The sequence below is a fragment of the Nonomuraea sp. B19D2 genome (assembly GCF_040137845.1).
Lineage (GTDB): Bacteria > Actinomycetota > Actinomycetes > Streptosporangiales > Streptosporangiaceae > Nonomuraea.
The window spans coordinates 87,630-113,626 of the sequence record NZ_JBEFAK010000002.1; the positions used below are offsets into that span (position 1 = coordinate 87,630).

At 70.4% G+C, this 25,997-nt stretch carries 26 protein-coding genes; 12 read left to right on the forward strand and 14 right to left on the reverse strand.

Features of this window, described 5'->3' with window-relative positions; genetic code table 11:
- Positions 1-13 precede the first annotated feature (13 nt).
- From ABN273_RS04055 to ABN273_RS04070, 4 genes are all read left to right on the forward strand, one after another.
- Positions 14-526 (forward strand): SigE family RNA polymerase sigma factor, encoded by a 513-nt coding sequence (locus ABN273_RS04055; protein ID WP_349447254.1) that lies wholly within the window; start codon positions 14-16, stop codon positions 524-526.
- A complete protein-coding gene (locus tag ABN273_RS04060) occupies positions 513-1,238 on the forward strand; it encodes a hypothetical protein (protein ID WP_349447255.1) in 726 nt (241 codons plus the stop codon). Before ABN273_RS04055 ends, ABN273_RS04060 begins: the two co-directional genes overlap by 14 nt.
- Positions 1,239-1,409: 171 nt before the next feature.
- Positions 1,410-2,189: a hypothetical protein gene (locus ABN273_RS04065; RefSeq protein ID WP_349447256.1), complete on the forward strand. Its 780-nt coding sequence runs from the start codon at positions 1,410-1,412 to the stop codon at positions 2,187-2,189.
- 153 nt (positions 2,190-2,342) lie between these two features.
- Positions 2,343-3,914, forward strand: coding sequence for a serine/threonine protein kinase (locus tag ABN273_RS04070; RefSeq protein ID WP_349447257.1), 1,572 nt, complete (start codon positions 2,343-2,345; stop codon positions 3,912-3,914).
- 18 nt (positions 3,915-3,932) lie between these two features.
- Here the strand turns inward: ABN273_RS04070 and ABN273_RS04075 are convergent, their stop codons facing one another.
- Entirely contained in the window at positions 3,933-4,730 is a 798-nt protein-coding gene (locus tag ABN273_RS04075; RefSeq protein WP_349447258.1) for an NmrA family NAD(P)-binding protein, read from the reverse strand.
- Positions 4,731-4,816: 86 nt separating this feature from the next.
- On the opposite strand from ABN273_RS04075, the gene ABN273_RS04080 reads away from it, so the two are divergent.
- On the forward strand, positions 4,817-5,734 hold the full coding sequence (locus tag ABN273_RS04080; RefSeq protein ID WP_349447259.1) for an AraC family transcriptional regulator: 918 nt from the start codon (positions 4,817-4,819) through the stop codon (positions 5,732-5,734).
- Here the strand turns inward: ABN273_RS04080 and ABN273_RS04085 are convergent.
- The 4 genes from ABN273_RS04085 to ABN273_RS04100 all read right to left on the reverse strand — a co-directional run bounded on the left by ABN273_RS04085 (position 5,687) and on the right by ABN273_RS04100 (position 9,101).
- The gene (locus ABN273_RS04085) at positions 5,687-7,681 is read right to left on the reverse strand and encodes a serine/threonine protein kinase (protein ID WP_349447260.1); all 1,995 of its coding nucleotides are present in this window, start codon (positions 7,679-7,681) and stop codon (positions 5,687-5,689) included. The two genes, ABN273_RS04080 and ABN273_RS04085, sit on opposite strands and share 48 nt — an antisense overlap.
- A 68-nt stretch (positions 7,682-7,749) precedes the next feature.
- The gene (locus ABN273_RS04090) at positions 7,750-8,238 is read right to left on the reverse strand and encodes a hypothetical protein (protein ID WP_349447261.1); all 489 of its coding nucleotides are present in this window, start codon (positions 8,236-8,238) and stop codon (positions 7,750-7,752) included.
- A 102-nt stretch (positions 8,239-8,340) separates the two neighbouring features.
- On the reverse strand, positions 8,341-8,607 hold the full coding sequence (locus ABN273_RS04095) for a hypothetical protein (RefSeq protein WP_349447262.1): 267 nt from the start codon (positions 8,605-8,607) through the stop codon (positions 8,341-8,343).
- The gene (locus ABN273_RS04100; RefSeq protein ID WP_349447263.1) at positions 8,604-9,101 is read right to left on the reverse strand and encodes a hypothetical protein; all 498 of its coding nucleotides are present in this window, start codon (positions 9,099-9,101) and stop codon (positions 8,604-8,606) included. Before ABN273_RS04100 ends, ABN273_RS04095 begins: the two co-directional genes overlap by 4 nt.
- A 148-nt stretch (positions 9,102-9,249) precedes the next feature.
- On the opposite strand from ABN273_RS04100, the gene ABN273_RS04105 reads away from it, so the two are divergent.
- Positions 9,250-9,390, forward strand: a complete 141-nt coding sequence (locus ABN273_RS04105; protein WP_349447264.1) for a hypothetical protein — start codon at positions 9,250-9,252, stop codon at positions 9,388-9,390.
- Between the two features lie 380 nt (positions 9,391-9,770).
- Here ABN273_RS04105 and ABN273_RS04110 read toward each other — a convergent pair whose 3' ends face one another.
- On the reverse strand, positions 9,771-12,104 hold the full coding sequence (locus ABN273_RS04110; protein ID WP_349447707.1) for an ABC transporter permease: 2,334 nt from the start codon (positions 12,102-12,104) through the stop codon (positions 9,771-9,773).
- Positions 12,101-12,835, reverse strand: coding sequence for an ABC transporter ATP-binding protein (locus tag ABN273_RS04115; RefSeq protein ID WP_349447265.1), 735 nt, complete (start codon positions 12,833-12,835; stop codon positions 12,101-12,103). Before ABN273_RS04115 ends, ABN273_RS04110 begins: the two co-directional genes overlap by 4 nt.
- A 91-nt stretch (positions 12,836-12,926) precedes the next feature.
- On the opposite strand from ABN273_RS04115, the gene ABN273_RS04120 reads away from it, so the two are divergent.
- Positions 12,927-13,535, forward strand: coding sequence for a response regulator transcription factor (locus ABN273_RS04120; protein WP_349447266.1), 609 nt, complete (start codon positions 12,927-12,929; stop codon positions 13,533-13,535).
- On the opposite strand, the gene ABN273_RS04125 is transcribed toward ABN273_RS04120, so the two are convergent.
- From ABN273_RS04125 to ABN273_RS04135, 3 genes are read right to left on the reverse strand one after another with little or no spacing between them, the layout of a single operon-like run.
- The gene (locus tag ABN273_RS04125; protein ID WP_349447267.1) at positions 13,532-15,511 is read right to left on the reverse strand and encodes a sensor histidine kinase; all 1,980 of its coding nucleotides are present in this window, start codon (positions 15,509-15,511) and stop codon (positions 13,532-13,534) included. The genes ABN273_RS04120 and ABN273_RS04125 overlap by 4 nt on opposite strands.
- Entirely contained in the window at positions 15,490-16,203 is a 714-nt protein-coding gene (locus ABN273_RS04130) for a hypothetical protein (RefSeq protein WP_349447268.1), read from the reverse strand. The genes ABN273_RS04125 and ABN273_RS04130 overlap by 22 nt, the downstream gene beginning before the upstream one ends.
- Positions 16,164-16,424, reverse strand: coding sequence for a hypothetical protein (locus tag ABN273_RS04135; protein ID WP_349447269.1), 261 nt, complete (start codon positions 16,422-16,424; stop codon positions 16,164-16,166). Before ABN273_RS04135 ends, ABN273_RS04130 begins: the two co-directional genes overlap by 40 nt.
- A 211-nt stretch (positions 16,425-16,635) precedes the next feature.
- Here ABN273_RS04135 and ABN273_RS04140 point away from each other — a divergent pair, with 211 nt between their 5' ends.
- Positions 16,636-17,886, forward strand: a complete 1,251-nt coding sequence (locus tag ABN273_RS04140) for an SGNH/GDSL hydrolase family protein (RefSeq protein WP_349447270.1) — start codon at positions 16,636-16,638, stop codon at positions 17,884-17,886.
- A gap of 99 nt (positions 17,887-17,985) precedes the next feature.
- On the forward strand, positions 17,986-19,068 hold the full coding sequence (locus ABN273_RS04145; protein WP_349447271.1) for a trypsin-like serine peptidase: 1,083 nt from the start codon (positions 17,986-17,988) through the stop codon (positions 19,066-19,068).
- Between the two features lies 1 nt (position 19,069).
- Here the strand turns inward: ABN273_RS04145 and ABN273_RS04150 are convergent, their stop codons facing one another.
- Positions 19,070-19,840, reverse strand: coding sequence for a hypothetical protein (locus tag ABN273_RS04150; protein WP_349447272.1), 771 nt, complete (start codon positions 19,838-19,840; stop codon positions 19,070-19,072).
- Between the two features lie 66 nt (positions 19,841-19,906).
- On the reverse strand, positions 19,907-21,079 hold the full coding sequence (locus ABN273_RS04155; RefSeq protein ID WP_349447273.1) for an alpha/beta hydrolase family protein: 1,173 nt from the start codon (positions 21,077-21,079) through the stop codon (positions 19,907-19,909).
- A 140-nt stretch (positions 21,080-21,219) separates the two neighbouring features.
- Here ABN273_RS04155 and ABN273_RS04160 point away from each other — a divergent pair, with 140 nt between their 5' ends.
- Positions 21,220-22,443: a cytochrome P450 gene (locus tag ABN273_RS04160; RefSeq protein ID WP_349447274.1), complete on the forward strand. Its 1,224-nt coding sequence runs from the start codon at positions 21,220-21,222 to the stop codon at positions 22,441-22,443.
- Between the two features lie 71 nt (positions 22,444-22,514).
- Positions 22,515-23,192, forward strand: coding sequence for a TetR/AcrR family transcriptional regulator (locus tag ABN273_RS04165; RefSeq protein WP_349447275.1), 678 nt, complete (start codon positions 22,515-22,517; stop codon positions 23,190-23,192).
- 22 nt (positions 23,193-23,214) lie between these two features.
- Here the strand turns inward: ABN273_RS04165 and ABN273_RS04170 are convergent, their stop codons facing one another.
- Positions 23,215-24,054 carry a lytic polysaccharide monooxygenase auxiliary activity family 9 protein gene (locus ABN273_RS04170; RefSeq protein ID WP_349447276.1) on the reverse strand — a complete coding sequence of 280 codons (840 nt, stop codon included), beginning with the start codon at positions 24,052-24,054 and terminating at the stop codon, positions 23,215-23,217.
- A gap of 178 nt (positions 24,055-24,232) precedes the next feature.
- Between ABN273_RS04170 and ABN273_RS04175 the strand changes: the two genes are divergently transcribed.
- A complete protein-coding gene (locus ABN273_RS04175; RefSeq protein WP_349447277.1) occupies positions 24,233-25,051 on the forward strand; it encodes an SAM-dependent methyltransferase in 819 nt (272 codons plus the stop codon).
- Between the two features lie 3 nt (positions 25,052-25,054).
- Here ABN273_RS04175 and ABN273_RS04180 read toward each other — a convergent pair whose 3' ends face one another.
- A complete protein-coding gene (locus ABN273_RS04180; protein WP_349447278.1) occupies positions 25,055-25,960 on the reverse strand; it encodes a Sco1979 family transcriptional regulator in 906 nt (301 codons plus the stop codon).
- Positions 25,961-25,997: the final 37 nt, after the last annotated feature.

Sequence of the window (25,997 nt, forward strand, 5' to 3'; positions counted from 1 at the left end):
GGGACAGACAGCCGTGAGCGGCACAGACCACGACTTCGGCGCGTTCGTGGCCGCGCGGGCCACGACCTTGCTGCGGGTCAGCTACCTCGCCTGCGGAGACGAGGCGGAGGCAGAGGATCTGCTGCAGACGGCGCTGGAGCGTACCTACAGGAACTGGGACAGGGTACGGCACGACAACCCCGAGCCCTATGTGCGCCGCGTCATCGTCAACACCGCCATCAGCCGGGCCCGCCGCCGGGCCATCCTGCGCATCATCCCGATGCGCATGCCGCCGGAGACGCCGGCGCGCTCGACCGACGTCGACCTGCGCCACGTGCTCATGGACGCGCTGCGCGACCTGCCTGCCCGGCAGCGCGCGGTGGTCGTCCTGCGGTACTGGGAGGACCTCAGCGAGACGCAGACCGCGGAGGTGCTCGGCTGCACGGTCGGCACGGTGAAGAGTCAGGCGTCGAAGGCGATGGCCAAGCTGCGTACGGCGCTCGGCGAGGCATCCGTGGAAGGAGTGATCGGCAATGCCCACGCTTGAGGAACAACTCCGCCAGATCATGGCGGACGAGACCGCGCGACTGCACGCCGCGCCCGACCTCGTGGAGCGGGTCGTCCGGTCCTCGCGGCGCAAGAGGCTGCGGGGCAGGATCGCGGCCCTGGCCACGTCGCTGGCCGTCGTCGCGGCCGCCCCCCTCTATCTGACGGTGGCCCAGGGCGGCTCCGTGCAGACGCCCACCGTCTCCCCGACCCCCGACCCGCCCGCCATCGACGACACCCCACCCGCGCCGTCCGAGCCCCCGAGCCTGAGGAACCTGGGCGACGGCAAGGCGTTCAAGCACATCAAGGTGGGTTACCTGCCCGAGGGCCTGCAGTGGTCCCACTGGTCCCTGGACTTCGGCGACCGCTACACGACCTCGTGGAACTACGACGGGGACAAGAGCGGCTTCTACTGCGTCCAGATCTACGTTTACGAGGGCCGGGCCGTCAAGGAGGTCGACGACCGCGTGCAGGTGCACCGCGACGAGGGGGAAGGCGAAGAGGTGAGCATCGGCGACCGGACCGGCTATCTGGTCGTCGAAGGGGTCGGTGAGGACGGCATGAAGGGCACCCCCACGCTCATCCTGAACATGGGCGAGCAGCGGCGGGCCGAGATCATGTTCAGCCCCACGTACGCCAAGAAATTCGCCGATGACAAGGCCGTCGACCGTGAGCTGAACAAGATCGCCGAGGGTCTCACCGCCGACGGCTGAGTGCGGCGGGGGTGCGACTTCTGCGGGACGTACGCCGTTCTGAGCCCGGGCGGGCGGTCGGCCGCAAGCAGCAGGTTTCCGCCTGCCGGGTGGCCGGCCGAACCGGCGAAGGATCTTTCCCGTCTTTCGGGTATGCGCGTGTTCTGGACGATTCTGGTGACAGCCGTTTCGATGATGTCAGCCACCGGCTGCTCCTCCTCTTCCGAGGTCGCCCCGCCCGAGGTCGCCCCAGCCAAGCTCGTCCCGACCAGGGCCGCCCCGACGAAGGTCGCCCCGCTCGATGAGAGGCCGGGCAGCCGTCAGGTGGTCGCGTTGCTGCGGGATGGGGGAGGCTACATCCGGCCCGGGTTCAAGGCGATCGAACCGGCCGAGATCATCGTGTACGGGGATGGCCTGGCGGTCGCCGACGCCGACCGCCGGCTGCGGCTGACGCCCGCCGATGTCAGCGTCCTCGTCCGCTCGCTCAGGAAGCACCTGATCAACCAGCCTCCGTCCCCCACCCCGAGCGGCTCCAGGATCTACGACGCCACCACGGCGACCCTTGGCGTCTGGACCGGCGGCCGCACCCTGCGCACGGTCAGCGCGTACGCCCTCCATCAGGGGTACCCCGGCGACAAGCGCTACCCCGACTCCCTGTACCACGCGCAGGAGACCCTGACGACCCTCGCCGACCGGGTGAGACGCGAAGGAACCGGCTACAGCACCGACCGAGTACGGCTGGTGGCCGAGCAGCTGCGCAACGAGAAAGCGAAAATGACCTGGCCGTCCCAGATCCCCGAACCGGCGAAGGCGGAGGGGGACGTCCTGGTCAGAAACCTGACGGGCGGCCAGGCGAGAGCGGTGATCCGGTCCGTCGCACGGCACAAGGGGCCGGGAGGGTGGCCGTTCTATCGCGACAGCCATGGCCGCGTCTTCGCCATGACCTGGCGTTTCCTCCTGCCATCGGAATAAACAGTCGGCCTGCCGTTGTGGCTGCGCCATGATGTCCCGATGAGCAAATGGCTGCTCACCATGGCGCAGTCGGCGTAATACACCTACAGATCCGGATTTATCCCGTTAGGGTGCAGAAGGTCCGTGCCGGCCGCCACAGGAGCAACTCCACTCATGCCGAACGCCGAGCCCCTACGCCCAGGAGACCCCCAGACGATCGCGGCCTACCGGATCGTCGGGCGGCTCGGTGAGGGGGGCCAGGGTGTCGTCTACCTCGGCCAGGCCCCGGACGGCCGGCCGGTGGCAGTCAAGGTGCTACGGCAGTCCGTCGGCAGCGACAACCACTTCGCCAAGGAGATCGCCGCGGCCCGGCGAGTGGAGCCGTTCTGCATCGCCCAGGTGCTCGACGCGTCGATGGGTGCGCGTTCGTACATCGTCAGCGAGTACGTCGAAGGCCCCTCGCTGCAGCAGACCGGCCGCCACCACGGCGCCGACCTGCAGCGGCTGGCGGTCAGCACGGCCACGGCGCTGGCCGCCATCCACAAGGCGGGCATCGTGCACCGCGACTTCAAGCCCGCCAACGTGCTACTCGGGCGGGACGGGCCACGCGTCATCGACTTCGGCATCGCGCGCGTCACCGACTCCGCGGTCACCGTCACCAGCAGTGTCGTCGGGACGCCCGCGTACATGGCCCCCGAGCAGCTCGCGGGCGCGTACGTCGGCCCGGCGGCGGACGTCTTCGCCTGGGCTTGCGTCATGGTGTTCGCGGGAACGGGCACGCCGCCGTTCGGTGACGATTCGCTGCCCGCGGTCATCAACCGCGTCCTGAACCAGGAGCCGTTCCTGGGCGACTTACCGGAGCCGCTGCGCTCGGTCGTGTACGCGTGCCTGGCCAAGGACCCTCGCGCCCGCCCGCAGATGCAGGACGTCCTGCTGCGCCTGCTCGGCGGGCACGCCCCCGTCGGCAGGCCCATGGAGGGGCAGCCCGCCGCGCCCGGGCCCTGGCACGCCCCGGCGGGCGGGCCCCGAGCCCTTCCGCCGCGCCGCACGGCACTGCGCTTCCCGCTGATCGCCGGCGTCTCCGGAGCGGTCGCCCTGTGCCTGGCGGCCGGCGTCGTCGTCTGGAACGCCGCGGCGGACCGGAATCCCGCCCCGCCGACGCTGGCCGCCGGCTCCAGCGAGCCGTCCCCCTCCGCCACCGCCACGGCGAAACGCAAGAAGACCATCGCCCCCAAGAAGACGCAGACCCCAACGATCACCCCCAAACGCCCGCGCCCCACCCCCTCGCCGTCTCAGGCTCGCACCACCGTCCGGGCAACGCCGACGCCGACGCCGACGAAGAAGAAGGCGACCGCCACGCCTACCCGAACGCCGACGAGCAAGCCGACCACCAGGCGCCCGTCGCCCACCGCGACCAAGGCCAGGGCCGCCTCGTTCAGCCTCTCCTACGTACGGGTCGCCGGGGCGTCGAGGATCAACCAGGAGGGCGTCACCTGTTACCACGGCTCGCTGGGCTTCGGCATCGGCCTCGACGCGTCGGAGATGGGAGCGCCGTTCTCCTACCAGTGGCTCGTCGACGGCCAGGTGATCGAGAGCGGCTCCAGGCGGATTCCGTACAACGGCAAGAGCGACTATTTCGGCTCGAAGAAGACGATCACCCCTGAGCTCGGGTCCAAGCACACGGTCACCTTCCAGCTCACTTCGCCGGTGCGGAGGTCCAAGTCGATCTCGTGGACCATGTGCTGACCTGGCCCTCCCCAGGCGTCATGTCCAGGCCCGGGCGGCGTAGTCCTCGAAGCTGACGGGCGACCTGCCCAGCACCCGCTGGACCCCGTCGGTGGGCTCGGCCAGATGGCCCTCACGGAGCACGGCGAACAGCGCGCCCAACTCGTCGGCCGCCTCCGCGGGAAGTCCTTCTGCGAGCAGTTCGGCCCGGTACGCCTCGGGGGTGAGTTCCACGTACTCGATGTCCCGGCCGGCGGCCTGCCCGATGACCCGCACGGCCTCGCCGAACGTCAGGCCGCGCGGCCCTGACAACTCGTAGACCCGCCCGGCGTGGCCGCCCTCGGCCAGCACACGCGCCGCGACCGCCGCGATGTCGTGCACGTCGACGAACGGCTCCGGCACGTCTCCGGCCGGCAACGCCAGCCGTCCCGCCAGCAGCGGCGCCCGCCACGTGTACTCGTCGAAGTTCTGGTTGAAGTTGTTCGCCCGCAGAATCGTCCATTCCGCGCCTGATTCGCGCACCGCCTCCTCGGCGGCCGCCATTCCGCGGAACGCTTCGCCGACGTGCTCGAGCCCGCGCCCGGACAGCACCACGAACCGTTCGACCCGGTCGGCTTGTTTGACGAAGTCGCGGACGAGGGCGGGGTCCTCGGGCGCGACCAGGTACATCGCCCTCGCCCCTGTCAGCACACCCTCCCATGTGGCCGCGTCGGACCAGTCGAAACGCACTTCGCTGGAACGGGACGCGGGCCGGATCTGCCTGCCCTCCGCGCGCAGGAGCTCCACCACTCGACGGCCGGTCTTGCCCGTCGCACCGAGAATCACGATGTCGTTCATGGAGAACAGCCAACCGGCCAGGCGGTCCGGCGCCCATGGTCACGCGTACGCCGGACCTGTCCGATCGTCCGGTTATGGTGAAGCCCGTGGATCCGTTCGACGACCTCCTGCATGGCGTACGCGGCGAAGGCTCCGTCTTCGGCGCGTCGGTGCTGTCGCCGCCGTGGGCGCTCAGGTTCAACGACCAGGCGTCACTCACGCTCTGCGTGCCCCTGCGTGGTGAAGGCTGGATCATCCGCGACGGCGAGGCCCGGCGCCTACGGGAGGGCGAGGCCGCCATCGTGCGGGGGCCCGAGCCGTTCGTGTTCTCCGACACCGACACGCCGCGGCTCATCACCGATGCCCGGCACGACGGTGCTGACGTCACCGGCGACACGGTCCTGCTGGCCGGGGCCTACAAGGTCAACGGCGAGGTGGCGCGGCGCCTGGTGCGGATCCTGCCGGCCCTGGTCGTGGTGCCCGACGACTACGACTGCACCGGCATGCGCACCTATCTGGAGGCGCAGCTGCTGGCATGCCGTCCCGGCCGCCAGATCGTCCTGGACCGCCTGCTCGACTGGCTGCTGGTGTGCACGCTGCGCGACTGGTTCGACCGGCCGGAGGCCGAAGCGCCCGGCTGGTACGCGGCCCTCGGTGACGACGTGGTCGGCCCGGCCCTGCGCGCCATCCACGACGCCCCTTCCCGGCCGTGGACGATCGCCTCGCTCGCGGCCGTCGCGAACGTCTCGCGTACCACTCTGGCCGGCCGCTTCACCGAGCTGCTCGGCGAGCCGCCCTTGACCTACCTGACCGGCTGGCGCATGGCGCTGGCCGCCGACCTGCTCGATGAGCCAGGCACGACGGTCGCCTCCGTCGCCCACCGCGTCGGCTACACCGACGCCTTCAGCTTCAGCTCGGCCTTCAAACGCGTTCACGGGCTCAGCCCCAACGCCTACCGCCGGCTGGAGCACAGCAGTTCAGGAGGTGCCAGGGGGATCGATCGTGAAATGAGCGATCACATCTAGTGATTTCGGGACTTCCATAAGCCTGCGCACCAGCTTGCCGTCGAAGTCCACGACCTGGAGCTCGGTGTTGTTCGCGTTGTCCCACTCCCAGCAGTACAGATGCGTCTCGTCGTACCAGCCGAGCACACTGTCGCAGTCGGAGGAGAACTTGCGGACCTGCTTGCCGGTGGCGGCGTCGTGGAGGCAGGTGTCCCCGCCGTGGCCCCGCGGGCAGTCGGCCGCGAACGTCCTGCCCGAGGGCGAGAAGAGGTCCCTGGCGTCGGAGCCCAGCGACCCCACTCCTGGCAGGTCCCGCGTGTGCTTGCCGGAGGCGTCGAAGAAGCGCAACCCCTCGTCCTTGCCGTAGACGTCCACCACGCCTTGCTCGTCGCCGTCCCAGCCGAAGTCGTAGTCGTGGATCGCGTCGTCGTCCACCTCGACCACGTCGACCTTGCTCTGTGCCAGGTCGCTCGGGGCCACGTCGACGATGGCGAAGCCCACGGTGTTCCAGTCGTTCTTGCCGTTCGTGGTCTTGATCTTCTTGTTGAGGTTGAGCAGGATCTTCTTGCCGTCCTTCGACCAGGAGCGGATGGAGGTGTCCAGCGGCTTGCGCACGGTCTTGATGCGGAAGCTGGATCCCGCCTGCCGGTCGGTGATGAGGATCGAGTCGTAGTCGTCCGAGGTGTAATCCTGGGGCCTTTCCGCGAGATAGCGGCCGTTCGGCGAGAGCCGCGACTCCATGTTGTCGGGATACTTCGCGAACTTGCCGTGCAGCGATTCCCTCGCGTAGTCGATGTGGTCATCGACCTTCTTGTTGTGGACCTCGTACGCCGTCAGCGTGATCGGATCGGACGGGTACTCGTAGAGCGTGATCGCGCCGCCGGGCAGTGTGGTCTTGACCGGCTCGGCCGGAGTCGTGGGCTGCGGCGTCCCAGTCGTCTCCTTCGGCGGCGCGGCCGTGGATGCGGTGGGACCGGCCACGGGCGTGCGCTTCGGCAGCGCCGTTGCCAGGGCCATCCCGGCCGCGGAGAGGAGCACGGCGGTCAAAATGGCCGCGCCGATGATGATCGGCTTGCGCGGTGATCGGGTGCAGCTCTCGGACGGGGTGGTGGTCGGAGAAGCCTGCCTGCTTCCCTCCACGAGGAGGTTGGAGCCGGACCGCGGGTTCCGCAGCAGCCGGATGATCACCTGCTCGGCCGTCGGCCGTTGGGCCGGATCCTTGGCCAGGCACTGCTGCACCACGTCACGGAGCGGCCCGCCGAGCGAGCCCAGATCGGGCTGGTTGTTGAGCACCCGGCTCATCACGGCATGCGTCCCGTCGCTGCCGAACGGCGCTCGCCCGCAGGACGCGAAGACGATCATGGCGGCCCAGGAGAACATGTCGGCCGCAGGCCCGACCGCATGCCCCAGGATCTGCTCGGGAGACATGTACGCGGGCGTCCCGATCTGCGTGCTGCTGGTCATCGTGACCGGATCGAGCTCGCGCGCGATGCCGAAGTCGATCACACGCGGCCCGCCGGCGGCGATGATGACGTTGCCCGGCTTGAAATCCCGGTGCACGACGTTGGCCCGGTGGATCGCGGCCAGCGCGGTGGCGGTGCCGATGGCCAGCCGATCCAGCTCGGTGCCGGTGCGCGGGCCATCGTTGCGCACGGCCCGCTCCAGAGAGGGGCCCTCGACGAACTCGCTCATGATGTACGGGCGGCCGTACTCGACGCCCGTGCTGAGCACGGCCGCGGTGCAGAACGGGGCCACCCGCTGGGCGACCTCCGCCTCGCGCAGGAAACGCTCGACGCTCTTTCCTTCGTCGGACCGGTCGATATGCAGCCACTTGATGGCCACGTGTATGCCCATGGGGGTCTTGGCCAGATAGACGACGCCTTGTCCGCCTTCACCCAGCTTGCCGAGGAGCTCCAGGCCACCCAGAGTCCGGGGGTCGCCGGGCATGAGCGGCATGAAGGAGGGCATGCGGCAATTGTGACCGTGCAGGTGGATCTACGACACCTTTACTTGCCGGAAAATTCTTCTGCAGAGCCTCAGGCCTGCAGGGCCGGGTCCCCCTGTACGGCGTCATTTGCGGTGGGCCTGTGCCTGAGGAGCGTGGCGAGCAGCAGCATGAGGGCCGACTGGCCGAGCATGCCGGGGGCGAGCGGCGGCGCCGGGCCCACGGCCTTGGTCAGCGCGTACCACCAGCGCGTCACGGCCGACAGGGCATCCCACGTCGTGGCGTAGCGCTGGTCGAGCGGGCCCGCGTCGTAGTTAGCGGCCACGTGCGCGTAGACGCCGAAGGCCGACGCGACCAGAACGGCCAGCGCGATCAGCCGGACGGCGGCGGCCAGCCGCAGCGAGTCCTTGACCAGCATGAGGAGCACCGCGACCCCGAGGAAGGCGAGGGCGCCCCAGGGAATCAGTTGCTCCGCGCTCTTCCAGTGCTGCTCCGTGGTGAGCTCGAAGGCGGCGCCGAGGACGCCGATCGCGGTCAGCGCCAGCAGGGCACGCCGGATGAGTGCCGGGCTCATGGGCATGCCGCCAGTGCGACCGCGGCCATCTTGAACCTGGTTGATTTCACCCTGAACCGTCCCTCACGTTCTTGCGGCGGGCAGCACTGCGGCCGGCGAGGAGGTCGGTCAGCAGCCCCGCTTGACGATGCTCTTGCGCTCGATGAAGCACTGGAAGCCGTTGGCGAAGTTCGCTCCGCCGTGGACGTTGTTGCTGATGGGTGAGCGCTTGGAGAAGCCGAAGTTGCCGCTGTTGATCTGGCGGCCCTTGCTCCAGTAGTTTCCGCTGTTCCAGGAGTTGCCGCTGTTCTCGGGGCCTCCGTGCGGCATCGACATCGCGGTCGTCGTCACCATCAGCCCGAGATATGCCACGACCGCTCCGGCTCTGCGCATCATCGCTTCCCCCTGGACTGGAATCCGTTGGCGATGTTGCCGCCATCGCCGATGTTGCTGCTGCCGGTGGAGCCGTTGGTATTCGCGAAGTTGCCGCTGTTGATGGGATCTCCATCATTGTGATAGTTGCCGCTGTTGGTGGAGTTTCCGGAGTTCTCCGCGCCGTTGACGCACTTCGTCGGTGAATTGGGCGCCGGCGAGTTGTAGCTGACCAGCCGATTGCCGCAGAAAACGCTCGGGAGCGCGTCGATCAGGGACCCGACGTCCGCGCCGAACAGCCGGGTGAGCAGGGAGTCCGCGCGAGGCGGCTCGGAGGCCGACGCGGTGTTCGCGGCCAGCAATGTGCTGCCCCCCATTACGGCTATTACCGCGATCCGTATGAATGCCTTCAACGTTCCCCCCGCCACCAGCACGACATGACTTCCCGACGATAGCACTGAGTAATCGACGATTACTGATAGCGATACCGCCGATGTCGCGCCCGCGGCGTCAGGCACCCAGCCACTGCTGGGGACGTCGACCCCGGCGGCGTCGGCCAGGACGGAGGGTCACATTCCGCGGTGGTGTTTCGTCATTACAGTCGTGAGGAGTGCATCGGCAGGAGTGCGGAGCATGACGTTGTCGGCGGCGGACCGAGGAGCGCTCATGACCGTGAACGGGCAGGCAGGGCTCGTGGTCCGCGACGGGGCAGGACAGACCCTCGCCGTGGTCTCGATCGGAATCGCGAACGGCCGCATCGAACGCATCCGGGCCATGCGCAACCCCGCGAAGCTCACCACCTGGTGAAAAGGGGGCGAGCGCCGCCTCCTGGCGTACGGTGGAGGCGGCGCTCGCTAACTACCATCCCGGGTAGTTGTCTCAGCGGCCCTTGGACGGGATGCGCCTGGGTGGCGCGACCGGGCGTTGCGGCATCCTGGGCATTTGCCGTGGCGCGGGCAACTCGGGCCGGTTCTTCTTCTTGGCTGAACGAACTCGCATGGGGAAGCTCCTCTACGTAACTCGCGACGCGGCTCGTGGAGGCCGCTCGACATGCACAGCTGCCGCGTCTGGGTGGACTGATGCGGTTTCGCTGCTGAGTGCGAATTACTGGTAAAGGCGCATGTCCGTAACGTACGAGCTTTCCGAAACCCGGCGCAACCGAATTAAAGCGGCGCGGCGGCCGGCACTCACTCGCGCGCCCCGAGCGCGTCGGCCGGTCGGGGGCGCAGCGCGAGCCTGGCCGGGATCGCCGTGGCCGCCAGCGCCAGACCCGCCACGGCGGCGACCACCGCGAGATAGGTGAGCGGCGGCGCGTACGGCAGCACCGACCCCGTCATCCCCCTGCTGAAGCCCGCCAGGGTCACCAGCGAGATCGCCGTGCCGATGGCCACGGCGAGGGCGATGGCCGTCAGCGTCTCCGTACGCAGCATGCGCGCCACCTGCCGCCGCGTGGTGCCCACGACACGCAGCAGGGCGAGCTCGCGGGACCGGGCCAAGGTGGACATGGCCAGCGTGTTGACCACGGCGATCGCGCAGAAGGCGATGATCAGCCCCATGGCCACGTAGGTCACCTCCGCGTTGGCCGTACCCGCCTGCGCCGCCCCGGCCTGGTCGAGCACGGTCACGCCGGGCAGCCTCCGGAGTGCTTCGCGCTCCCCGCCGGACACCAGCACGGTCCCCCGAGGGTCGTCGACGTGGCCCGCGACGAGCCCGCGGGAGAGGGTCAGGTCGCCGAAGCCGAGGCCACGAGCGTAGATCGCGGCGATCCGCACCGTGGCGGGCGTGCCGTCGCCGAGCACCAGGTCGACCCGGTCGCCCAGGCCGGCGTCCAGACGTTCGGCGGCCGTCCGGCTGATGGCCGCCGACGTGTCGCCGAACCCGTTCAGCGAGCCCGCCACCACGCCCAGATCCATCGTCCGGTCCAGGCCGTCGGGTGTGACGGCCTGGACCTCGTACTTCTCGAGGTCGATCCGGACCGAGGTACGCAGCACCTCGGTGACGGCGCGCACGCCGGGCACCGTGCGCACCGCGGCTGCGGACGCGCCAGGGGCGAGCACGTGATCGGCTCTGACGCCCGCGTTCACCTCGCTCTGGGCGGCGTGCCCCATCGTGGTCTGCACGAACAGGATCGTGCACGTCATCGCGGTCATCAGGGTCAACGGCACGATCACCGAGGCCAGGCGCTCGGTGCCGGCGCGAAGGCTCTTGCGCGCCAGGTACCCGCCGACGCCGGGCGCCCGCAGCGGCAGCGCCGTCGCCGCCCGCGCGATCGCCGGCCCGAGCAGCGCGACCGCCGTCGTCCACACCAGCGCGGTGAGCATGGTGACAGGGCTGGAGGCCGCCTCGGTGGACAGGGAGGACAGCACGACCGTCAGCACCACGCCCCCGGCCAGGGCGAGCAGGCCCGCGACCAGCCGGACCCGGGGCAGGCGGCTCACCGTCATCGCCGTCTCACCCAGCGCCTCCACCGGCCTGATCCTGGCGGTACGGCGGGCGGAGACGCGCGCCGCCACCCACGCGGCCACGAGAGTGGTCACGACCGCGACGATCGCGGGGAACGGGCTGACGACCAGCCGCAGGTTGGCGGGCATGGCCCCCAGCGCGACGAACCTGGTCCGCAGCCAGAGCCCCAGCAGGATCCCGGCGCCGGAGCCGAGCAGCCCGGCGACCACGCTGATGAGCAGGGCCTCGCCGCCGATGAGCTTCCTGACCTGGCGCGGCATGGCGCCGACGGCACGCAGCATGGCGATCTCACGCCGGCGCTGCTGCATGGACAGGGCGAACGTGCCCACGACGACGAGGATCGCCACCAGGAGCGAGGTCCCGCCGAGCGCGCCGCCCAGGCTGACGAGCTTGACCCGGGAGCTCTCCGCCTCAGGGAACTCGACCGCGCCGCGCTCGTCGCCGGTGTAGACGAGCGCGCCCTGGACGGTGACGTCGACCCGGGGCCAAACGCCGATCGCTGTCACAAAACCGCCATGGCCAGCCAGGCGGCGGGCCTCACCTGTGCTGAAGAAGATCGTGTCCTGGCTGGGCAGCGCCTCTCTGGTCACCCCGACCACCTGGTAGCCGGGGATCTTCTGATCCGCGTGGCGGGCGTCGACGACCACCTCGTCGGCGGCCTTCGGGGCGCGGCCCGCGGCGAGCGTGAAGGGGGTGAGCGCGGCGGACTCCCAGCCGTGTGCGGTGAACCCGGCGTAGGGGAAGCTCACCTCGGTGACCACCTTCGTGACGCCGGGGATGCCCTTGATCCGCTCCACGAGTGAGGCGGGGATCCACCTGCGCTCGGACAGGAGCTTGGCCTTCTGCTTCCCGCTCTCCTTGGCCTGCCTGACGTACTGGTCGCCCGCCACGATCACCGGGGCGCCCGCGTACCTCTCGGGCGTCACCCCGCCGCGCAGGCCGGTCTCCAGCAACATCCCGCACGCCGTCACCAGCGCGGCGGCGCACAGCAGGGCCACGAATGCGCCGGCGAAACCGGCCTTGCGGTGCCTGAGCGTCTTCAGCGCGAAGGAGATCATCGCTTCCACGCTCCGAGCCTGGTCATGCGCTCGGCCACCTTCTCGGCGGTCGGGCCGGTCATCGCGTCCACGATCCGGCCGTCGGCCAGGAAGAGCACGGTGTCGGCGTAGGAGGCGGCCACCGGGTCGTGGGTGACCATCACCACGGTCTGGCCGAGCGCGGAGACCGCCTCCCGCAGCAGGGTCAACACGTCGCGGGCGGTCATGGTGTCCAGCGCGCCGGTCGGCTCGTCGCCGAAGACCACCTCCGGCCTGGTCACGAGCGCCCTGGCGAGCGCCACCCGCTGCTGCTGGCCGCCGGAGAGCTGGGCCGGGCGGTGATCGGTACGTCGGCCGAGGCCCACCCTGTGCACGACCTCGTCCAGCCAGGCCCGGTCGACCCGGGCGCCGGCCAGCTTGAGCGGCAGCGTGATGTTCTCCGTCACGGTCAGCCCGGGGACCAGGTTGAATGCCTGGAACACGAAGCCGACGCGGCGCCGCCGCAGCTCGGTCAGCGCGTTCTCGTCCATGCCCGTCAGGTCGGCGCCGCCCAGCCGTACCGATCCCGAGCTGGGCACGTCGAGCCCGGCCGCGCAATGCAGGAACGTGCTCTTGCCCGAGCCCGAGGGACCCATGACGGCGGTGAAGGTTCCTCGCGGGATGCCGACCGACACCTCCCGCAGGGCCGCCACCGCGCTCTGTCCCCCGCCGTAAACCTTGCTCACCGCGTCCAACCGCACTGCTTCTGTCATGGGATCAAGCCTGCTGATCTGCGCTTTCGCCCACCAGAGAGCCGGTCACGACCGCGCCATGACCTCATCATGATCCGGACATAATGGTCAGGTGATTCGTATGCTCCTGGCCGAGGACCAGCACGTCATCAGGGAAGCCCTCGTGACCCTGCTCAGTCTCGAGCCCGACATCGAGGTGGTCGAGGCGGTCGAGTCGGGGGACGCGGCGGTCTCCGCCGCCCTGATCCACCGGCCGGACGTGGCCGTCCTGGACATCGACATGCCCGGCGCGATCGACGGCCTCGGCGCCGCCGGCGAGCTGCGCGCCAAGCTGCCGGGCTGCCGCACGCTCATGCTCACCGGCCACGGCAAGCCGGGCCACCTCCGCCGCGCGCTCGCCTCCCAGGTGGACGGCTTCCTCCTGAAGAGCGCCTCACCGGAGGAGCTGTCGGCCGCGATCAGAAAGGTGGCCCGGGGCGAACGCGTCCTCGACCCCTCGCTCGCCGTCACCGCGTGGAACCTGGCCGACAACCCGCTCACCCCGCGCGAGGCCGACGTCCTGCGGCTGGTCGCGGCGGGTGCCGAGGCCACCGAGATCGCCGGTCAGCTCTTCCTGAGCGCGGGGACCGTCCGTAACTACATCACCGCGATCGTCGCCAAGCTCAACGCCCGCAACCGCACCGACGCCGTACGCATCGCCGAGGAGGCCGGCTGGATCTAGACCGGTACCCAGGCCTGCGTCGGCACCCTGGCGGTCAGCTCGAACCAGTCGTCTTCCCGGGCGACGGCAAGTCGCCCGTCGAGCGCCGCCAGCCGGGTGGTGAGGTTGCCGATCCCGGCCGAGCCGCGGCGCCCCTGCGCGGAGCGCACTCCGTCGTTGCGCACGCTCAGCCGTACGGTGCCGTCCCGTACGGACGTCGTGATCGTGCACCGGCCGGCCGAGCTGTGCCGCAGGACGTTGGTGACGGCCTCTCTGAGCACGATGCCGAGCGTGGTGTCCACCTCCCTGCCGAGGCTGTCGTGGCCCAGGTCGAGAACGGCCTCGATACCCGCGGCCGCCAGCACCGAGCGGGCCGACTCCGCCTCCGCGGTCAGCGACAGCTCCCCGTGCTCTCCCGACACCGTCCGCAGGTCCTCCATCGCCCGCTCGGTCATCGCGAGCACGTCGTCGAGCTCCTTCCGCGCCCGCTCGGCGTCGAGCCGGCGGGCGAGCTCACACTTGAGCAGGATGGCCGCCAGGGTGTGGCCGAGGAGGTCGTGCAGGTCGCGGGCGGCACGCAGGCGTTCCTCGACGACGGCCGCACGGGCCAGGCCGTCCCTCGACTCGCGCAGCTCCCTGGCCAGCTGGGCCAGTCGGAGTAGCCCGTACACGGCCAGGCCGGTCACCAGCGTGCTGATCGCGTAGTTCACGGTCAGCGGGATCGGCAGGCCCAGCAGCACGCCGGCGGTCGCGACGGCCGCCACGATGGCCGCCACCAGCGGCAGCGCCACCGCCCACGAGAAGGCCAGCAGGATCGGCCCCGCCAGGAACCCCGCCACCCCCAGCCAGGCCAGCCCGAACAGCGGAATCGGCGCGAACGTCAGCACCGCCATGATCGACAGTGCCACCGGGTGCCGCCCCTCGACCGATCGCAGCTGCATGACGACGATGACGGCCAGCAGGCCCGCCGGCCACAGCGAGCCGGCGATGAGGAGCGCCTTCACCGAGAAGCCCACCAGCACGGCTGCCAGCACCGCCGTCGACAGGGCGCTGTCGCGAGCCGGCTCGACGGGCGGGCGCGTGGTGGGCAGCGTGGTCGCCACGGTCATCCAGGCGTCATCGGCGAGCTCGACGGTGAGAGTGCCACCTGCCGCCTCGACCTGGGCAGGCAGGTCGCCGAGGCTCTCGTCGCCGGCCGTGCGCGCGCCGTCGTTGGAGACGCGCAGCCGTACCGTGCCGGATTCCGTGAGTGTCTCGATGAGGCAGGCGGTGGCCGTGCGCCGCCGGACGATCTCTGTCACGGCCTCCCTGAGCACCGCCGCCAGGAGCGCGCCCGCCGGGCCGAGCGGCTCGGCGTGCCCCACGCGCACGTCCACGGTGACGCCCGCGGCGGTCAGCATCGCCTTGGCGGTGGTCGTCTCGGGAGCCAGGGACATGGCCCGGTAACTCGCCGCCGCCGCCCTGGCCTCGGCCAGGGAGCGGCGCGCCGTCTCCACGTCGGGGGTGCCCGTACGCGCGCCGTCGGCGATCGTGGACAGTGCCCGGCCCAGGCCCGTGCTCAGCTCGGCGGCGATGCGCAACCGTTCCTCGGCCGCCGCCGTCACGGCCAGCGACAGCCTGGCCGCGTTCACCTCCTCGATCCGGTCGACCATCCTGGTCAGGCCGTAGACGACCAGGGAGACCAGGACCATGCTGATCACGGGGTCGGCGGGGCCGAGCAGGGCGGCGCCGGCCACCACCGCCAGGGCGAGCGGCCACAACGAGGTCAGCAGCAACGATCCGCCGACGAAGCCGAGGATGCCGACGGAGGAGCCGTACGCCAGCACCGAGGTGTACGCCAGGGCGGCCTGGAGAGCGACCAGCCACCATGATCGCCGCCAGACGAAGGCGACCTGCACCCCGAACACGGCCAGCGCCAGAGGTGATCCGGCCACCACGTAGACGCTCGCGAAGGCCGCGAACGCCACGACAACGATCAGCTTCGTCCGCCTGCGCACGCGTGCAGCCTAGGCGGCCTCTCTTCGCCTCCCGGACGCGGGGACCGGCTCATCGGCCGGCAAGCGTCGCGGCCGGGCGGACCGGGCACGTCCCGGAGCCCGGCGCGCCGGGGCGCGGAGACGGCCAGGATCACGACCGCGCAGGCGGACACCAGTGCGACGAGGCCCGCGGCGGCTCCCAGCGTCAGCGCGTCGGGGTGGACGAGGGCCTGTCCGCGTCGCGCCTGCCACAGCACCAGCGCGGTGAGCCCCGCGTACCCGAGCGCGGCGGTGATCACCAGCGCCGTGCGGGTGGCGCTGCCCGCGAGCACGGCGAACCGGCGGGCGAGCATGCGCAGGCCGATCGCGACCAGCGGGAGCACCTGCAGGGCGTGCAGGCCGACGAAGTGCGCCACCCGCAGGTCACCCGAGTCCTGCTCCCAGCCGGTGACCGGCATGCCGGCGCCGCCGTCGGGTGCGCCGACGCTGTGCGCGCCGATCGTGGCCAGGTCCAGCCCGCCGGCCAGCTCCCGTGCCTGGTCCGGCGTGGGGGCGGTCATCAGGTAGCCGACGGACATGCCGGCGAGCGAGATGACCAGCCCGAGCGGGATCGCCCATGCCATCGCCCGGTCCACCCGGCGCTGCACCACCAGGAGGCCCCCCATCCCGAAGGTCAGCAGCCAGCCGAGGTAGGCGGCTGCGTCCGCCGCCACCGCCCGGCCTGACCGATCATCCAGGCCAGCGTGATCGCGTACAGGCCGAAGGAGAGCGCGAATTTCACCGGCTTGAGCCACACTCCCTGGCCGAGCAGCGTTCGCTCGTCCACGACGAGCCCCATCAAGCTGACACCGGCCAGCACCGCCATCGCCATCGCGCAACAGCTGAGCGGAGCGTGCCACTTCCGAAGTTCACGCGCCTGAAGCAGGAAACCCATGACGACTCCTTCGCATCGACTGGGTACAACCCTGCTGACCTGCGAACTCGCCTACCAGAGAGGCGATAATGAGCCCGGCATGACCTCATCATGAACTGGGCATCTCGGGCACCATTGACCGCAGCGGCCACCTGTCATACCTTCGCTACCGAAATATTCGACATCTGCCCGAAAAATTTCGGGGGGCCGGTCTATGGGTAGGACGCGGAAATTGGCCATCGTCGCGGTTCTGGGACTCGCCATGGGAGCGTCGGGGGTGGCCGACGGGTCTTCCGAGCCAAGCGGGCACTGGGTCACCACGTGGACGGCGATGCCGCAGCTCACCGAGCCGGGCAACATGCCGCCCCCGCCGTACACGCGGGAGAACCTGGTCCTGGCCGACAGCACAGTGCGGCAGACCGTGCGGGTGTCGGTCGGCGGGCCGCGGATGCGGCTGCGCTTCTCCAACGCGTTCGGCGGCGCGCCGCTGCCCATCACCCGCGTCACCGTGGCGCTCCCGAGCGGCGGCAAGGCCGGGGTGAGCGCGATCCAGCCGCAGACCCTCCAGCCGGTGACGTTCTACGGGCGTTCCTCGGCGGTTGTGCCGGTCGGCGCGCAGGTCGTGTCCGACCCGCTCGACCTCGCGCTGCCCCCTGGCACCGTGCTGAGCGTGACCGCCTACCTCGCCGACGGCCAGGCGTCTGCCTCCGTCACCTCCCACCCCGGCTCCCGTACGACCTCCTACCTCGCCGGCGGCAACCAGGCCGAGGCCGCGGACCTGACCGGCGCCACCCCCGTCGACCACTGGTACTTCCTCAGCGGCATCGAGGTCTGGTCGAAGCCCGCCACCGCGACGCTCGCCCTGCTCGGCGACTCCCTGACGGACGGCCGGGGCTCCACCACCAACCAGAACAACCGCTGGCCCGACCAGCTCTTCGACCGGCTGCAGACCGATCGCCGCACCGCGGGTGTCGCCATCGCCAACCAGGCGGCAGGCGGCAACCGCGTGCTGAACGACGGCCTGGGCCCCAACGCCCTGGCCCGGCTGGACCGCGACGTGCTCGCGCAGAGCGGCGTCACGTGGCTGATCGTCTTCGAGGGCGTCAACGACCTCGGCACCGCAGGGGCCACCCAGGACGCCCAGAAGAAGATCGCCGACGACCTGATCGCCGCCTACGACCAGATCATCGTGCGCGCGCACGCGCAGGACATCCGGGTGTACGGCGCCACGCTCACCCCCTTCGGCGGCAGCTTCTACGACGACGCCCAGGGATACCGCGAGGCGGCCCGGCAGGCGGTCAACGAGTGGATCCGCACCAGCGGCAGGTTCGACGCCGTGATCGACTTCGACCGGGCCACCCGCGACCCCGCCGACCCACGCCGCCTGATCGCGGCCTTCGACGTGGGCGACCACCTCCACCTGAGCCCGGCCGGCTACAAGGCGCTGGCCGACGCGGTCCCCGCCCGGCTGCTACGCCGATAGGGGCGCGGCGCCAGTTATATCCATTTGCGTATGTCTTGAGGCAGATGGATGTCCCCGTACGTACCTCCAAGCGGCAGATTCCGGTTTCGGGAGGTACGTATGCACCGCAGAGTCGTCCTGCTCTCCGCCGTCGCGCTCACCGTGGCGGGCGCCCTGGCCCCCGTGGGCACCGCGCAGGCCAGCGCCACGAACGGCCTCGACCGCAGGCCGGTCGGGTGGTCCGGCGCAGACTCGTGGTCGGAGGCCAGGAGCGTCCAGCAGTACTGGACGCCGCAGCGCATGCTGGCGGCGCAGGCGCTGGACACGCCCAGGCCGCGACGCACCCGCTCGGGCGGGCCGACCGAGGGCGACCCGTGGGCCACCCGCGGCGCCTCCGACACCGCCCGGCGCACCCCCTGGACCACCCGCGGGACCGCCTCGGCCGTCCAGGGCGCCCCGTGGTCGGTCCGCGGCACCGCGGCCGTCGACGCCCAGCGGGTGGCCGCGGTGCCCAACAGCCCGGGCCTGCGCTGGACCGACGGCGGCGCCGTCGTCCGCACCACCGGACGCGTCTTCTTCACCACCGCGGAGGGCGGCAACGCGTCCTGCTCCGGCTCGGCCGTGACCAGCGCCAACGAGAGCGTCGTGATGACCGCTGGGCACTGCGTGAAGCTGAACGGCGCCGCGCACCGCAACGTGGTGTTCGTCCCCGGGTTCGACAACGGCCGGCGCCCGTTCGGCACGTGGGTCGCCACCAGGTTGCTGACCACCCAGCAGTGGAACGCCCGCGAGGACATCAACTTCGACGTCGCCGCCGCCGTGGTGGCACCGCTGCAGGGGCGGACGTTGACCGACGTGGTGGGCGGGCAGGGCGTGGCGTTCAACCAGGCCAGGGGGCGGCAGATGTTCTCCTTCGGCTATCCGGCGGCGCAGCCGTTCGACGGCTCCCGGTTGATCTACTGCAGTGGGCGCACGTTCAACGACACCGTCATGACCAGCGACCAGGGGCTGCGCTGCAACATGACCGGCGGATCGAGCGGCGGCCCGTGGTTCCAGGCGTTCAACGAGTCCACCGGGCTCGGCATGCTGAACTCCGTCAACAGCTTCAAGTACGACTTCGCCCCCGATTTCATGTTCGGCCCGTTCTTCGGGAACGAGGCGATGGCCGTCTACCAGGCAGCCCAGAGCGCCGACACCCTCTGAGCTACTCCTCCAGCAGGTCGGCGCTCGCAGTGGGCAGGATGGTCTGGCCGGTGACGAAGTCGCTCCACAGACCGAACTCCAGCGTGTCGCCGGGCATGGCGGTGGTCTCCGCGAAGCCGACCGTACGGCCGCGGTGCTGACGGGTGGCGCCGAAGGAGAGCTGGAAGCGGGTGGTGCCCACGCGGTCCTGGGGCGGGGTGGAGTTGGGCGGCACGATCTCGTCCAACGCCCACCGGTAGTCCTCGCGGTACGGGACCGAGACCCGCTCCAGCGTCTGCTCCAGGATGAGGCCGGTGCCGGGGAACACGACCAGCACTCCGGGGAGCTTGCCGATCTTGCTGTTGAGCACGAGGACGTCCTGCGACTCCCCGGAGGGGAACTCGCCCCGTCCGCCGCCCACCCGGGAGCCCGTCGGGCACGCCCCCGGCCCCTCCTGCTCGACCACGTCTCGGTCACAGGTGGGGAAGGCGTCCGGGTTGAAGCTCACCGACCGGTCGAAGAGGAAGACGAACCGGCGGGCGGCGGCCGGGACCTTTCCGGACTCGGCGCGGCTGCGCCGGTCGAAGGCGAGGGTGAGGCTCCGGCCTGGCCCGGTGGTGGCCGTCACCGCCAGCGAGTCGATGTTGCGGGCGCCTTGGACGTCCGGCTCGTGGGCCCGGCGCGGCCCTCCTGGCGCCGGATCGGCCGGCTCGGCGCTCGCGCCCGCCGCCGGCGCGAGCGCCGACAGGGACAGGAATGCGGTGACTGCGGTCAAGGCGGTCCGAGCCTTCACAAATGCCTCCCCGGAGTTGATCTACGGGTCATACCCAACCAACCGGCGCCGAAAGATCGTGTAAAGCTAGGCGCAGGTCTTCGTCTCAGGAGCGCAGAACTTGACCTCGGGGTAACTCGCCGACGGCTTGTCCAGCAGGGGTTGCGCCTTCTTGAGCACATGCAGGTCGAAGAACGCGCGCACGTACTGGCGGGTGATCTCCACGGACCGCGCCCCGGGCAGTTCCGCTCCGGAGTCGATGCCGAGCTGATCGGTCAGCAGGCCGTAGTCGGTGAAGGAGACGTGCACCGCCCCGGTCACGACGAGCCAGCGCTTCCAGCCGGTCATGCTCTTCCAGTCACGCTCCCACGTGGCGGCCTCGTCCCCGGTGCCCGGGCTGTACGTGGACTGCCTGCCCAGGAACATGAAGGGCCGTGACAGCCCGCCGGCCGGGATCGGAGCGTCCGTGGTGCCGTCCATGTCGATTCCGGCGCGTACCCGGGAGTCCGCGAGCATGGCCGTGATGGTGCTCGCGCCGCCGACCGACTGGCCGGCCATCGCGATCCTGGCGGGGTCGATCAAGCGGGCGCCCTTCCACTTCGGGCGGGACCCGGTCAGCTCGTCGAGCACGAAGGAGACGTCGGCCGCCCGGCCCTTCTCCAGCTTCACCCACCACTCCGGGGTCTTCTTGATCTCGCACACGACACAGGTGGTGACCCGTCCGTCGGGGAAGGTCGTGGCGACGCTCTCGTACGTGTGCTCGATCCCGGCCACCGCATACCCCCGGCTCGCCAGCTCCTCGGCCAGCGCGGTGAGCTCGCTCCTGGGCTTGCCGAAGCCGGGCGAGAGCACGACAAGGGGCAGGCCGTGCTTGCGGCCCGCCGGCTTGGCGTCGGTGAAGGAGTTGGTGCGGGTCTTGCTCAGCACGTCGGAGGGCACGCCGGTGATCTCGGCGGCCTTCAGGAGGAGCTCAGACTCCTTCGCCGTCATGTACGGCGCCCGGTCACGGCCCGGCGCCTTGGCCGGGTACCAGAGGGAGACCATGAGCTCCCTGGCCTTGGCCGTGGGGACCCAAGGGTCCGGGCGAGAGGTGTCCGTGAGGTGCAGGGACGTGGTGCCGACCGGATGAGTCCCGGTCGGCCGCGTGAGAGACGGTGTGGCGGACGCGGAGGCCGCGGGGGCGGAGACGAGGCAGGCGGTCGCCGTCACGGCGAGCAGGCCGACGGCGAGGGGCCGGATTCCCTTGGAGAAAGTGATCATGTCGCATGACTATACACCGAGTGTATATAGGCGAGGTATAAGAATTCCGGACTCGCGCGGCGGACACTCAGGGCAATTGCCTTAAATAAGGCGATCGCCTTATATTCGGATACGTTGGGCTTCCGAGCTGGAGGACAGAGATGACTGCTGACGCGATCCCAGAGTTCCCGTTCGACCGCCCCACCGCCCTGGAGCCGCCGCCGCAGCTGGCGGAGCTGCGGGAGAAATGCCCGGTGGCGCACGTACGGCTGCCGAGCGGCGACGTGGCCACGCTGGTGACGAGGTACGACGACGCCCGCGCGGTGCTGGCGGACCCGCGCTTCAGCCGCAACCTCGCCAGGGAGGGCGCCGCCCGGCTGGCCACCACCGAGGACGGCGGCCTGTTCAACCGGCCCAAGGACGGCACCACGGACATCAGCGAGGGGCAGGGCCACATGCGGTGGCGGCGGCTGCTCAGCCGCTGGTTCACCGCGCGGAAGATGGAGGTGTGGCGGCCCAGGGTCCAGGCGATGACCGACGAGCTGCTGGACGCCATGCTGGCCAAGGGCTCCCCCGGCAACCTGTCGGCCGGCCTGGCCCTGCCACTTCCCGTGCGGGTCATCTGTGCCCTGGTCGGCGCGCCGCCCGAGGACCAGGACAAGTTCGCGCACTGGTCCCGCACCATGCTCACGCTCACGCTCAACACCCAGGAAGAGGTCGACCAGGCCTACCGGGAGTTCAACGCGTACGTGTCGGACCTGGTCGACCACAACCGGGAGAACCCCGGCGACGACCTGCTCAGCGAGCTGACCCAGATCACCGACGCCGAGGACGGCCGGCTCAGCCAGGCCGAGCTGATCGCCACCGTCAGGGGGCTGCTCCTGGCCGGCCACGAGACGACCTCCAACATGATCGCGATCATGATGGCGATGCTGCTCTCCGACCGGCAGCGCTTCGAGGCCGTGATCGACGACCCCGACCTGGTCCCGGGCACCGTCGAGGAGGTCCTGCGCCTGGACAGCACGCTGTCGGCCATCGGCGGCGTGCCCAGGTATCTCACCGAGGCCGTCACGTTCAGCGACACCCCCGTGCCCGCCGGCAGCACGGTGATCCCCGCCATCCCCGCCGCCAACCGCGACCCGGGCAAGTTCGCCGACCCCGACCGGTTCGACCCGCGGCGGCCGAACAGCAACCAGCACCTCACCTTCGGCGCGGGCCCGCACTACTGCCTCGGCCAGCCGCTGGCCAGGGTCGAGCTCCAGGTCGTGCTGGGCACCCTGGTGCGCAGGCTGCCCGGCCTGCAGCTGCGGGACTCCCCCGAGCACCTGCGGCTGCGTACCGGTGCGATGTCCGGAGGTCTCCAGGACGTATGGGTCACGTGGTGACCTGACGTACTCGCGGTAAGGAGCGATAATCGTCGGGGGACGGTGCAGAAAGAAGAGATCAAGGATCAGTCATGCAAGTCAGTACGGCGGTCGCCACGCCGTCTCCCCGATCCATGCGCGCCCGGGACAAGCTGATGCACACCGCCGAGCGGCTCTACGCCGAGCACGGCTTCGCGAACGTCTCGATCAGGATGATCGGCGAGGCGGCGGGCCAGCGCAACAAGTCCGCCGTCCAATATCACTTCAGCACCCGCGACGAGCTGATCCAGGCCATCCTGGCCCGCCACGCGGCCGCCATCGACGAGCACCGGATCCCGATGGTGGCCGCGCTGGAGGCGTCCGGCGAGGTGTCGCTCCACGAGTGGATCACCTGTGTCATCGCACCGCACATCGAGCATCACATCGAGCTGGGCACGCCGTCCTGGTACGGGCGCTTCCTCGCCCAGGCCGTCGTCGAGCCCTCCTTGCGCGACCACGCCGTCCAGGCGAGTCTGCAGACGCCCTCGTTCCGCCGCCTGGAGAAGCTCCGGCCCCCGCGCGGGCAGGACCGCGACCCCGACCTGTCCGCCCAGTACGGAGCCATGATCCGCCTGCTCATCGTGCACATGTGCGCCGAGCTGGAAGGGGATCTCGCCGGCGGGCGGGTCGCCTCGGCCGACGCCGAGCAGTCGTGGCGCCGGCTGGGCGAGCACCTGATCACGGCGGTCTGCGGGCTCAGCACCGCCCTGCTGGAGAGCTCACATCCATGACATGGTCCGCCACCGTAGGGGCCTAGCGACGGCGGGGCCGGACCATGAGGACGATCATGGCCGCGACTCCGGCCGCGACCAGGACTCCCATGGTGACCAGCCAGGGGATGCCGGTGTACCCGGCGGTCTTGACGGCCACCGGCCGGGGCGGGGCCGCGGCAGCGGCGGCGGGGCTGCGGAAGATCACATCCGAGCAGGAGTAGTAAGTGTCCGGGGTGTCGGAGTTCTGCCAAATCGTGTAGATCAGGTGGCGACCGGTCCTGCCGGCGGGCAGGCGGCCCCTGATGACGTAGGTGCGGACTTCGTCCGCTACCTGTGGCGGACCACTGAAACGCGGCCCACCATACGAGCCGTCCGTCAGCTTCGGGTCGGTGGCCTGGAGGAACGGCTTGCGCCCGAGATCGGACCACTTCAGCGGCTTGGCCGGGTCGTAGCCGTCCTTCGTGACGTACAGCCGGAAGGTCCCGCGGTGCGGGATGGTGCCGCGGTACCTGAAGGTGAAGCGGGCTCCCGCGGTCAGCGTCGTGGCCGGCCAGTCGGCGCGGGGGAGGTCGAGACCCTTGAACGCGGGGATGCCGCCGCTGCACAACTTGCCGTCCGGGATCACCTCACGGTCCCTGCCCGCGACGTTCGCCACCCGCAGGTTGTCCCAGTCAGCGGGCATGGCCCTGCCGCTCGCCGCGACGGCCGCGCGGCAGGCGGCCGGCGGGGTCTTGAGCGGGCTGTCGGCGCCACAGGCCGCCGCCCGGCTGAGCGGTCTCTGCAGCGCGCCGTGCGCACCCGCCGGACCGGTGACCAGCAGGGTGACCAGCCCCAGCGACAGCACCAGCCCGACGCTCACAATCGTGATCCGGCGCCGCATGTGGCCGACCTCCCCATCTCGTCCTACAGCGAGGTACGGCCGTCCGCCCGCGCGGGTTCAGCAGGCGGCCCGCCCTTATCACTGAGCCCGAATGACACCAACAGGCACGCCTGATACAAAGGCAAAAGCCTGCAAGATACGTAGATGCGACATATCAACCTTTGAGGTGCAGCTCTTCGTGACAGATGACTCACCCCTGGACTCCGCACTCCTTTCCAGGATCGACACCAGCAAGCCGCATCAGGCCAGGGTCTGGAACTATTGGCTGGGCGGCAAGGACAACTACCCCGCCGACCGGGAGCTCGCCGAGAAACTCCGGGACGTCTACCCGGGCATGGAAGACATCGCCCGGCACACCCGCGTCTTCCTGGGGCGAGCCGTCAGATATCTCGCCGGAAAGGCAGGTATCCGGCAGTTCCTGGATATCGGCACGGGCCTGCCGACCGTTGACCACACCCATGAGGTGGCCCAGCGGGTGGACCCGACGAGCCGCGTCGTCTACGTCGACAACGACCCGCTGGTGCTGGTGCACGCGCGCGCCCTGCTCGCCAGCGACCCGCGAGGGGCCTGCGACTACATCGAGGCCGACGTGCGCGAGCCGGACACCATCTTGGCGTTCGCGGCCAAGACGCTGGACTTCAGCCGGCCGACCGCCCTCATGCTCCTGGGCGTGATGGGCACGGTCTTCGACGACGACCAGGCGTACGCGCTGGTCCGGCGCCTGATGGACGCACTGCCCTCGGGCAGCTACCTGGTGTTCGAGGACGGCACGAACATCGTCAAGCCCGACGCGGCGGCGGCGGCCGAGCGGCTCCGCGACAAGGGCGAGGTGTACGAGTACCGGCTGCGCACCCCCGCGGAGATCACCCGCTTCTTCGACGGGCTGGAGCTCGTGGATCCCGGCGTCGTGTCCGTCTCCCTCTGGGGGCTGGAGTCCGAGGCGTTCGGGCTGCCCCCGGAGGTCGACGCGTTCTGCGCCGTGGCCCGCAAACCGTGACGGTCAGAGCGTGCCGATGATCTGACGCAGGATGGCCGGGGTGTCGGGGGCGGGCGAGGCATGCACCCCGAGCTCGTCCATCAGCCTCTGGTACGGCAGCACCTCGGACTCCTTGGCCAGGTATTGCGCGCCGGCCAGCTGCTCGAGGTAGACCACGTCGCGCAGCTCGGCCTGGGGGAAGCGCAGGATGGTGACGGGGCCGACGCCGCCGACGGCCCAGCCGGAGGTGAACGGGACCACCTGCACGGTGATGTTGGGCTGTGCGGCCATCCGGTCGAGGTGCTCCAGCTGGTCACGCATGATCTCCGGGCTGCCGACGCGGTGGCGCAGCGCCGCCTCGTCCAGGACCACCCAGAGCTTGTGCGACATGGGCGGGGCGAGGATCCGCTGGCGGCGCATCCGCACCTCGACGCGGCGCTCGATCCGCTCGGCGGAGTCGCCCTTGTTGCCCAGGCTGAAGATCGCGCGGGCGTACTCCTCGGTCTGCAGGAGGCCGGGCACGAACTGCACCTCGTAGGTGCGGATCAGCGCGGCGTCCTGCTCGAGCCCGAGGTAGTCCTCGAACCAGTCGGGGACCACGTCGCGGTAGTCGTGCCACCAGGTGGGCTCGTTGGCCTGCTTGGCCAGGGCGAGCAGGGCCTCGCGCTCGGCCGTGTCGGCCACGCCGTACAGGGAGAGCAGGTCGGCGACGTCGCGCATCTTGAAGCTCGTGCGCCCGCCCTCCATGCGGCTGATCTTGGAGTGGGAGCCTCGGATGGCATATCCGGCGTCCTCGCGAGAGATCCCGCTGGCCTCCCTGAACCGGCGCAGCTGCGCCCCGACCAGGATGCGCAGCGCGGTCGGCCCGGATCGGACGGCTTCCTTCCCGGGCATCTCGGCCAGGTCACCCCTATCGCGAGCAGTCGACATGCATGCTCCTCAATCGGCAACTTGCCACAGTCCGCCC

What these genes read in the sequence shown, in the direction of transcription:
- ABN273_RS04155 (WP_349447273.1), bottom strand. Translation starts at nt 21,079, where the DNA reads ATGATCACTTTCTCCAAGGGAATCCGGCCCCTCGCCGTCGGCCTGCTC.
- ABN273_RS04075 (WP_349447258.1), bottom strand. Translation starts at nt 4,730, where the DNA reads ATGAACGACATCGTGATTCTCGGTGCGACGGGCAAGACCGGCCGTCGA.
- ABN273_RS04105 (WP_349447264.1), top strand. Translation starts at nt 9,250, where the DNA reads ATGACCGTGAACGGGCAGGCAGGGCTCGTGGTCCGCGACGGGGCAGGA.
- ABN273_RS04085 (WP_349447260.1), bottom strand. Translation starts at nt 7,681, where the DNA reads ATGCCCTCCTTCATGCCGCTCATGCCCGGCGACCCCCGGACTCTGGGT.
- ABN273_RS04095 (WP_349447262.1), bottom strand. Translation starts at nt 8,607, where the DNA reads ATGATGCGCAGAGCCGGAGCGGTCGTGGCATATCTCGGGCTGATGGTG.
- ABN273_RS04145 (WP_349447271.1), top strand. Translation starts at nt 17,986, where the DNA reads ATGCACCGCAGAGTCGTCCTGCTCTCCGCCGTCGCGCTCACCGTGGCG.
- ABN273_RS04135 (WP_349447269.1), bottom strand. Translation starts at nt 16,424, where the DNA reads ATGGGTTTCCTGCTTCAGGCGCGTGAACTTCGGAAGTGGCACGCTCCG.
- ABN273_RS04170 (WP_349447276.1), bottom strand. Translation starts at nt 24,054, where the DNA reads ATGCGGCGCCGGATCACGATTGTGAGCGTCGGGCTGGTGCTGTCGCTG.
- ABN273_RS04065 (WP_349447256.1), top strand. Translation starts at nt 1,410, where the DNA reads ATGATGTCAGCCACCGGCTGCTCCTCCTCTTCCGAGGTCGCCCCGCCC.
- ABN273_RS04115 (WP_349447265.1), bottom strand. Translation starts at nt 12,835, where the DNA reads ATGACAGAAGCAGTGCGGTTGGACGCGGTGAGCAAGGTTTACGGCGGG.
- ABN273_RS04165 (WP_349447275.1), top strand. Translation starts at nt 22,515, where the DNA reads ATGCAAGTCAGTACGGCGGTCGCCACGCCGTCTCCCCGATCCATGCGC.
- ABN273_RS04090 (WP_349447261.1), bottom strand. Translation starts at nt 8,238, where the DNA reads ATGCCCATGAGCCCGGCACTCATCCGGCGTGCCCTGCTGGCGCTGACC.
- ABN273_RS04180 (WP_349447278.1), bottom strand. Translation starts at nt 25,960, where the DNA reads ATGTCGACTGCTCGCGATAGGGGTGACCTGGCCGAGATGCCCGGGAAG.
- ABN273_RS04160 (WP_349447274.1), top strand. Translation starts at nt 21,220, where the DNA reads ATGACTGCTGACGCGATCCCAGAGTTCCCGTTCGACCGCCCCACCGCC.
- ABN273_RS04060 (WP_349447255.1), top strand. Translation starts at nt 513, where the DNA reads ATGCCCACGCTTGAGGAACAACTCCGCCAGATCATGGCGGACGAGACC.
- ABN273_RS04110 (WP_349447707.1), bottom strand. Translation starts at nt 12,104, where the DNA reads ATGATCTCCTTCGCGCTGAAGACGCTCAGGCACCGCAAGGCCGGTTTC.
- ABN273_RS04070 (WP_349447257.1), top strand. Translation starts at nt 2,343, where the DNA reads ATGCCGAACGCCGAGCCCCTACGCCCAGGAGACCCCCAGACGATCGCG.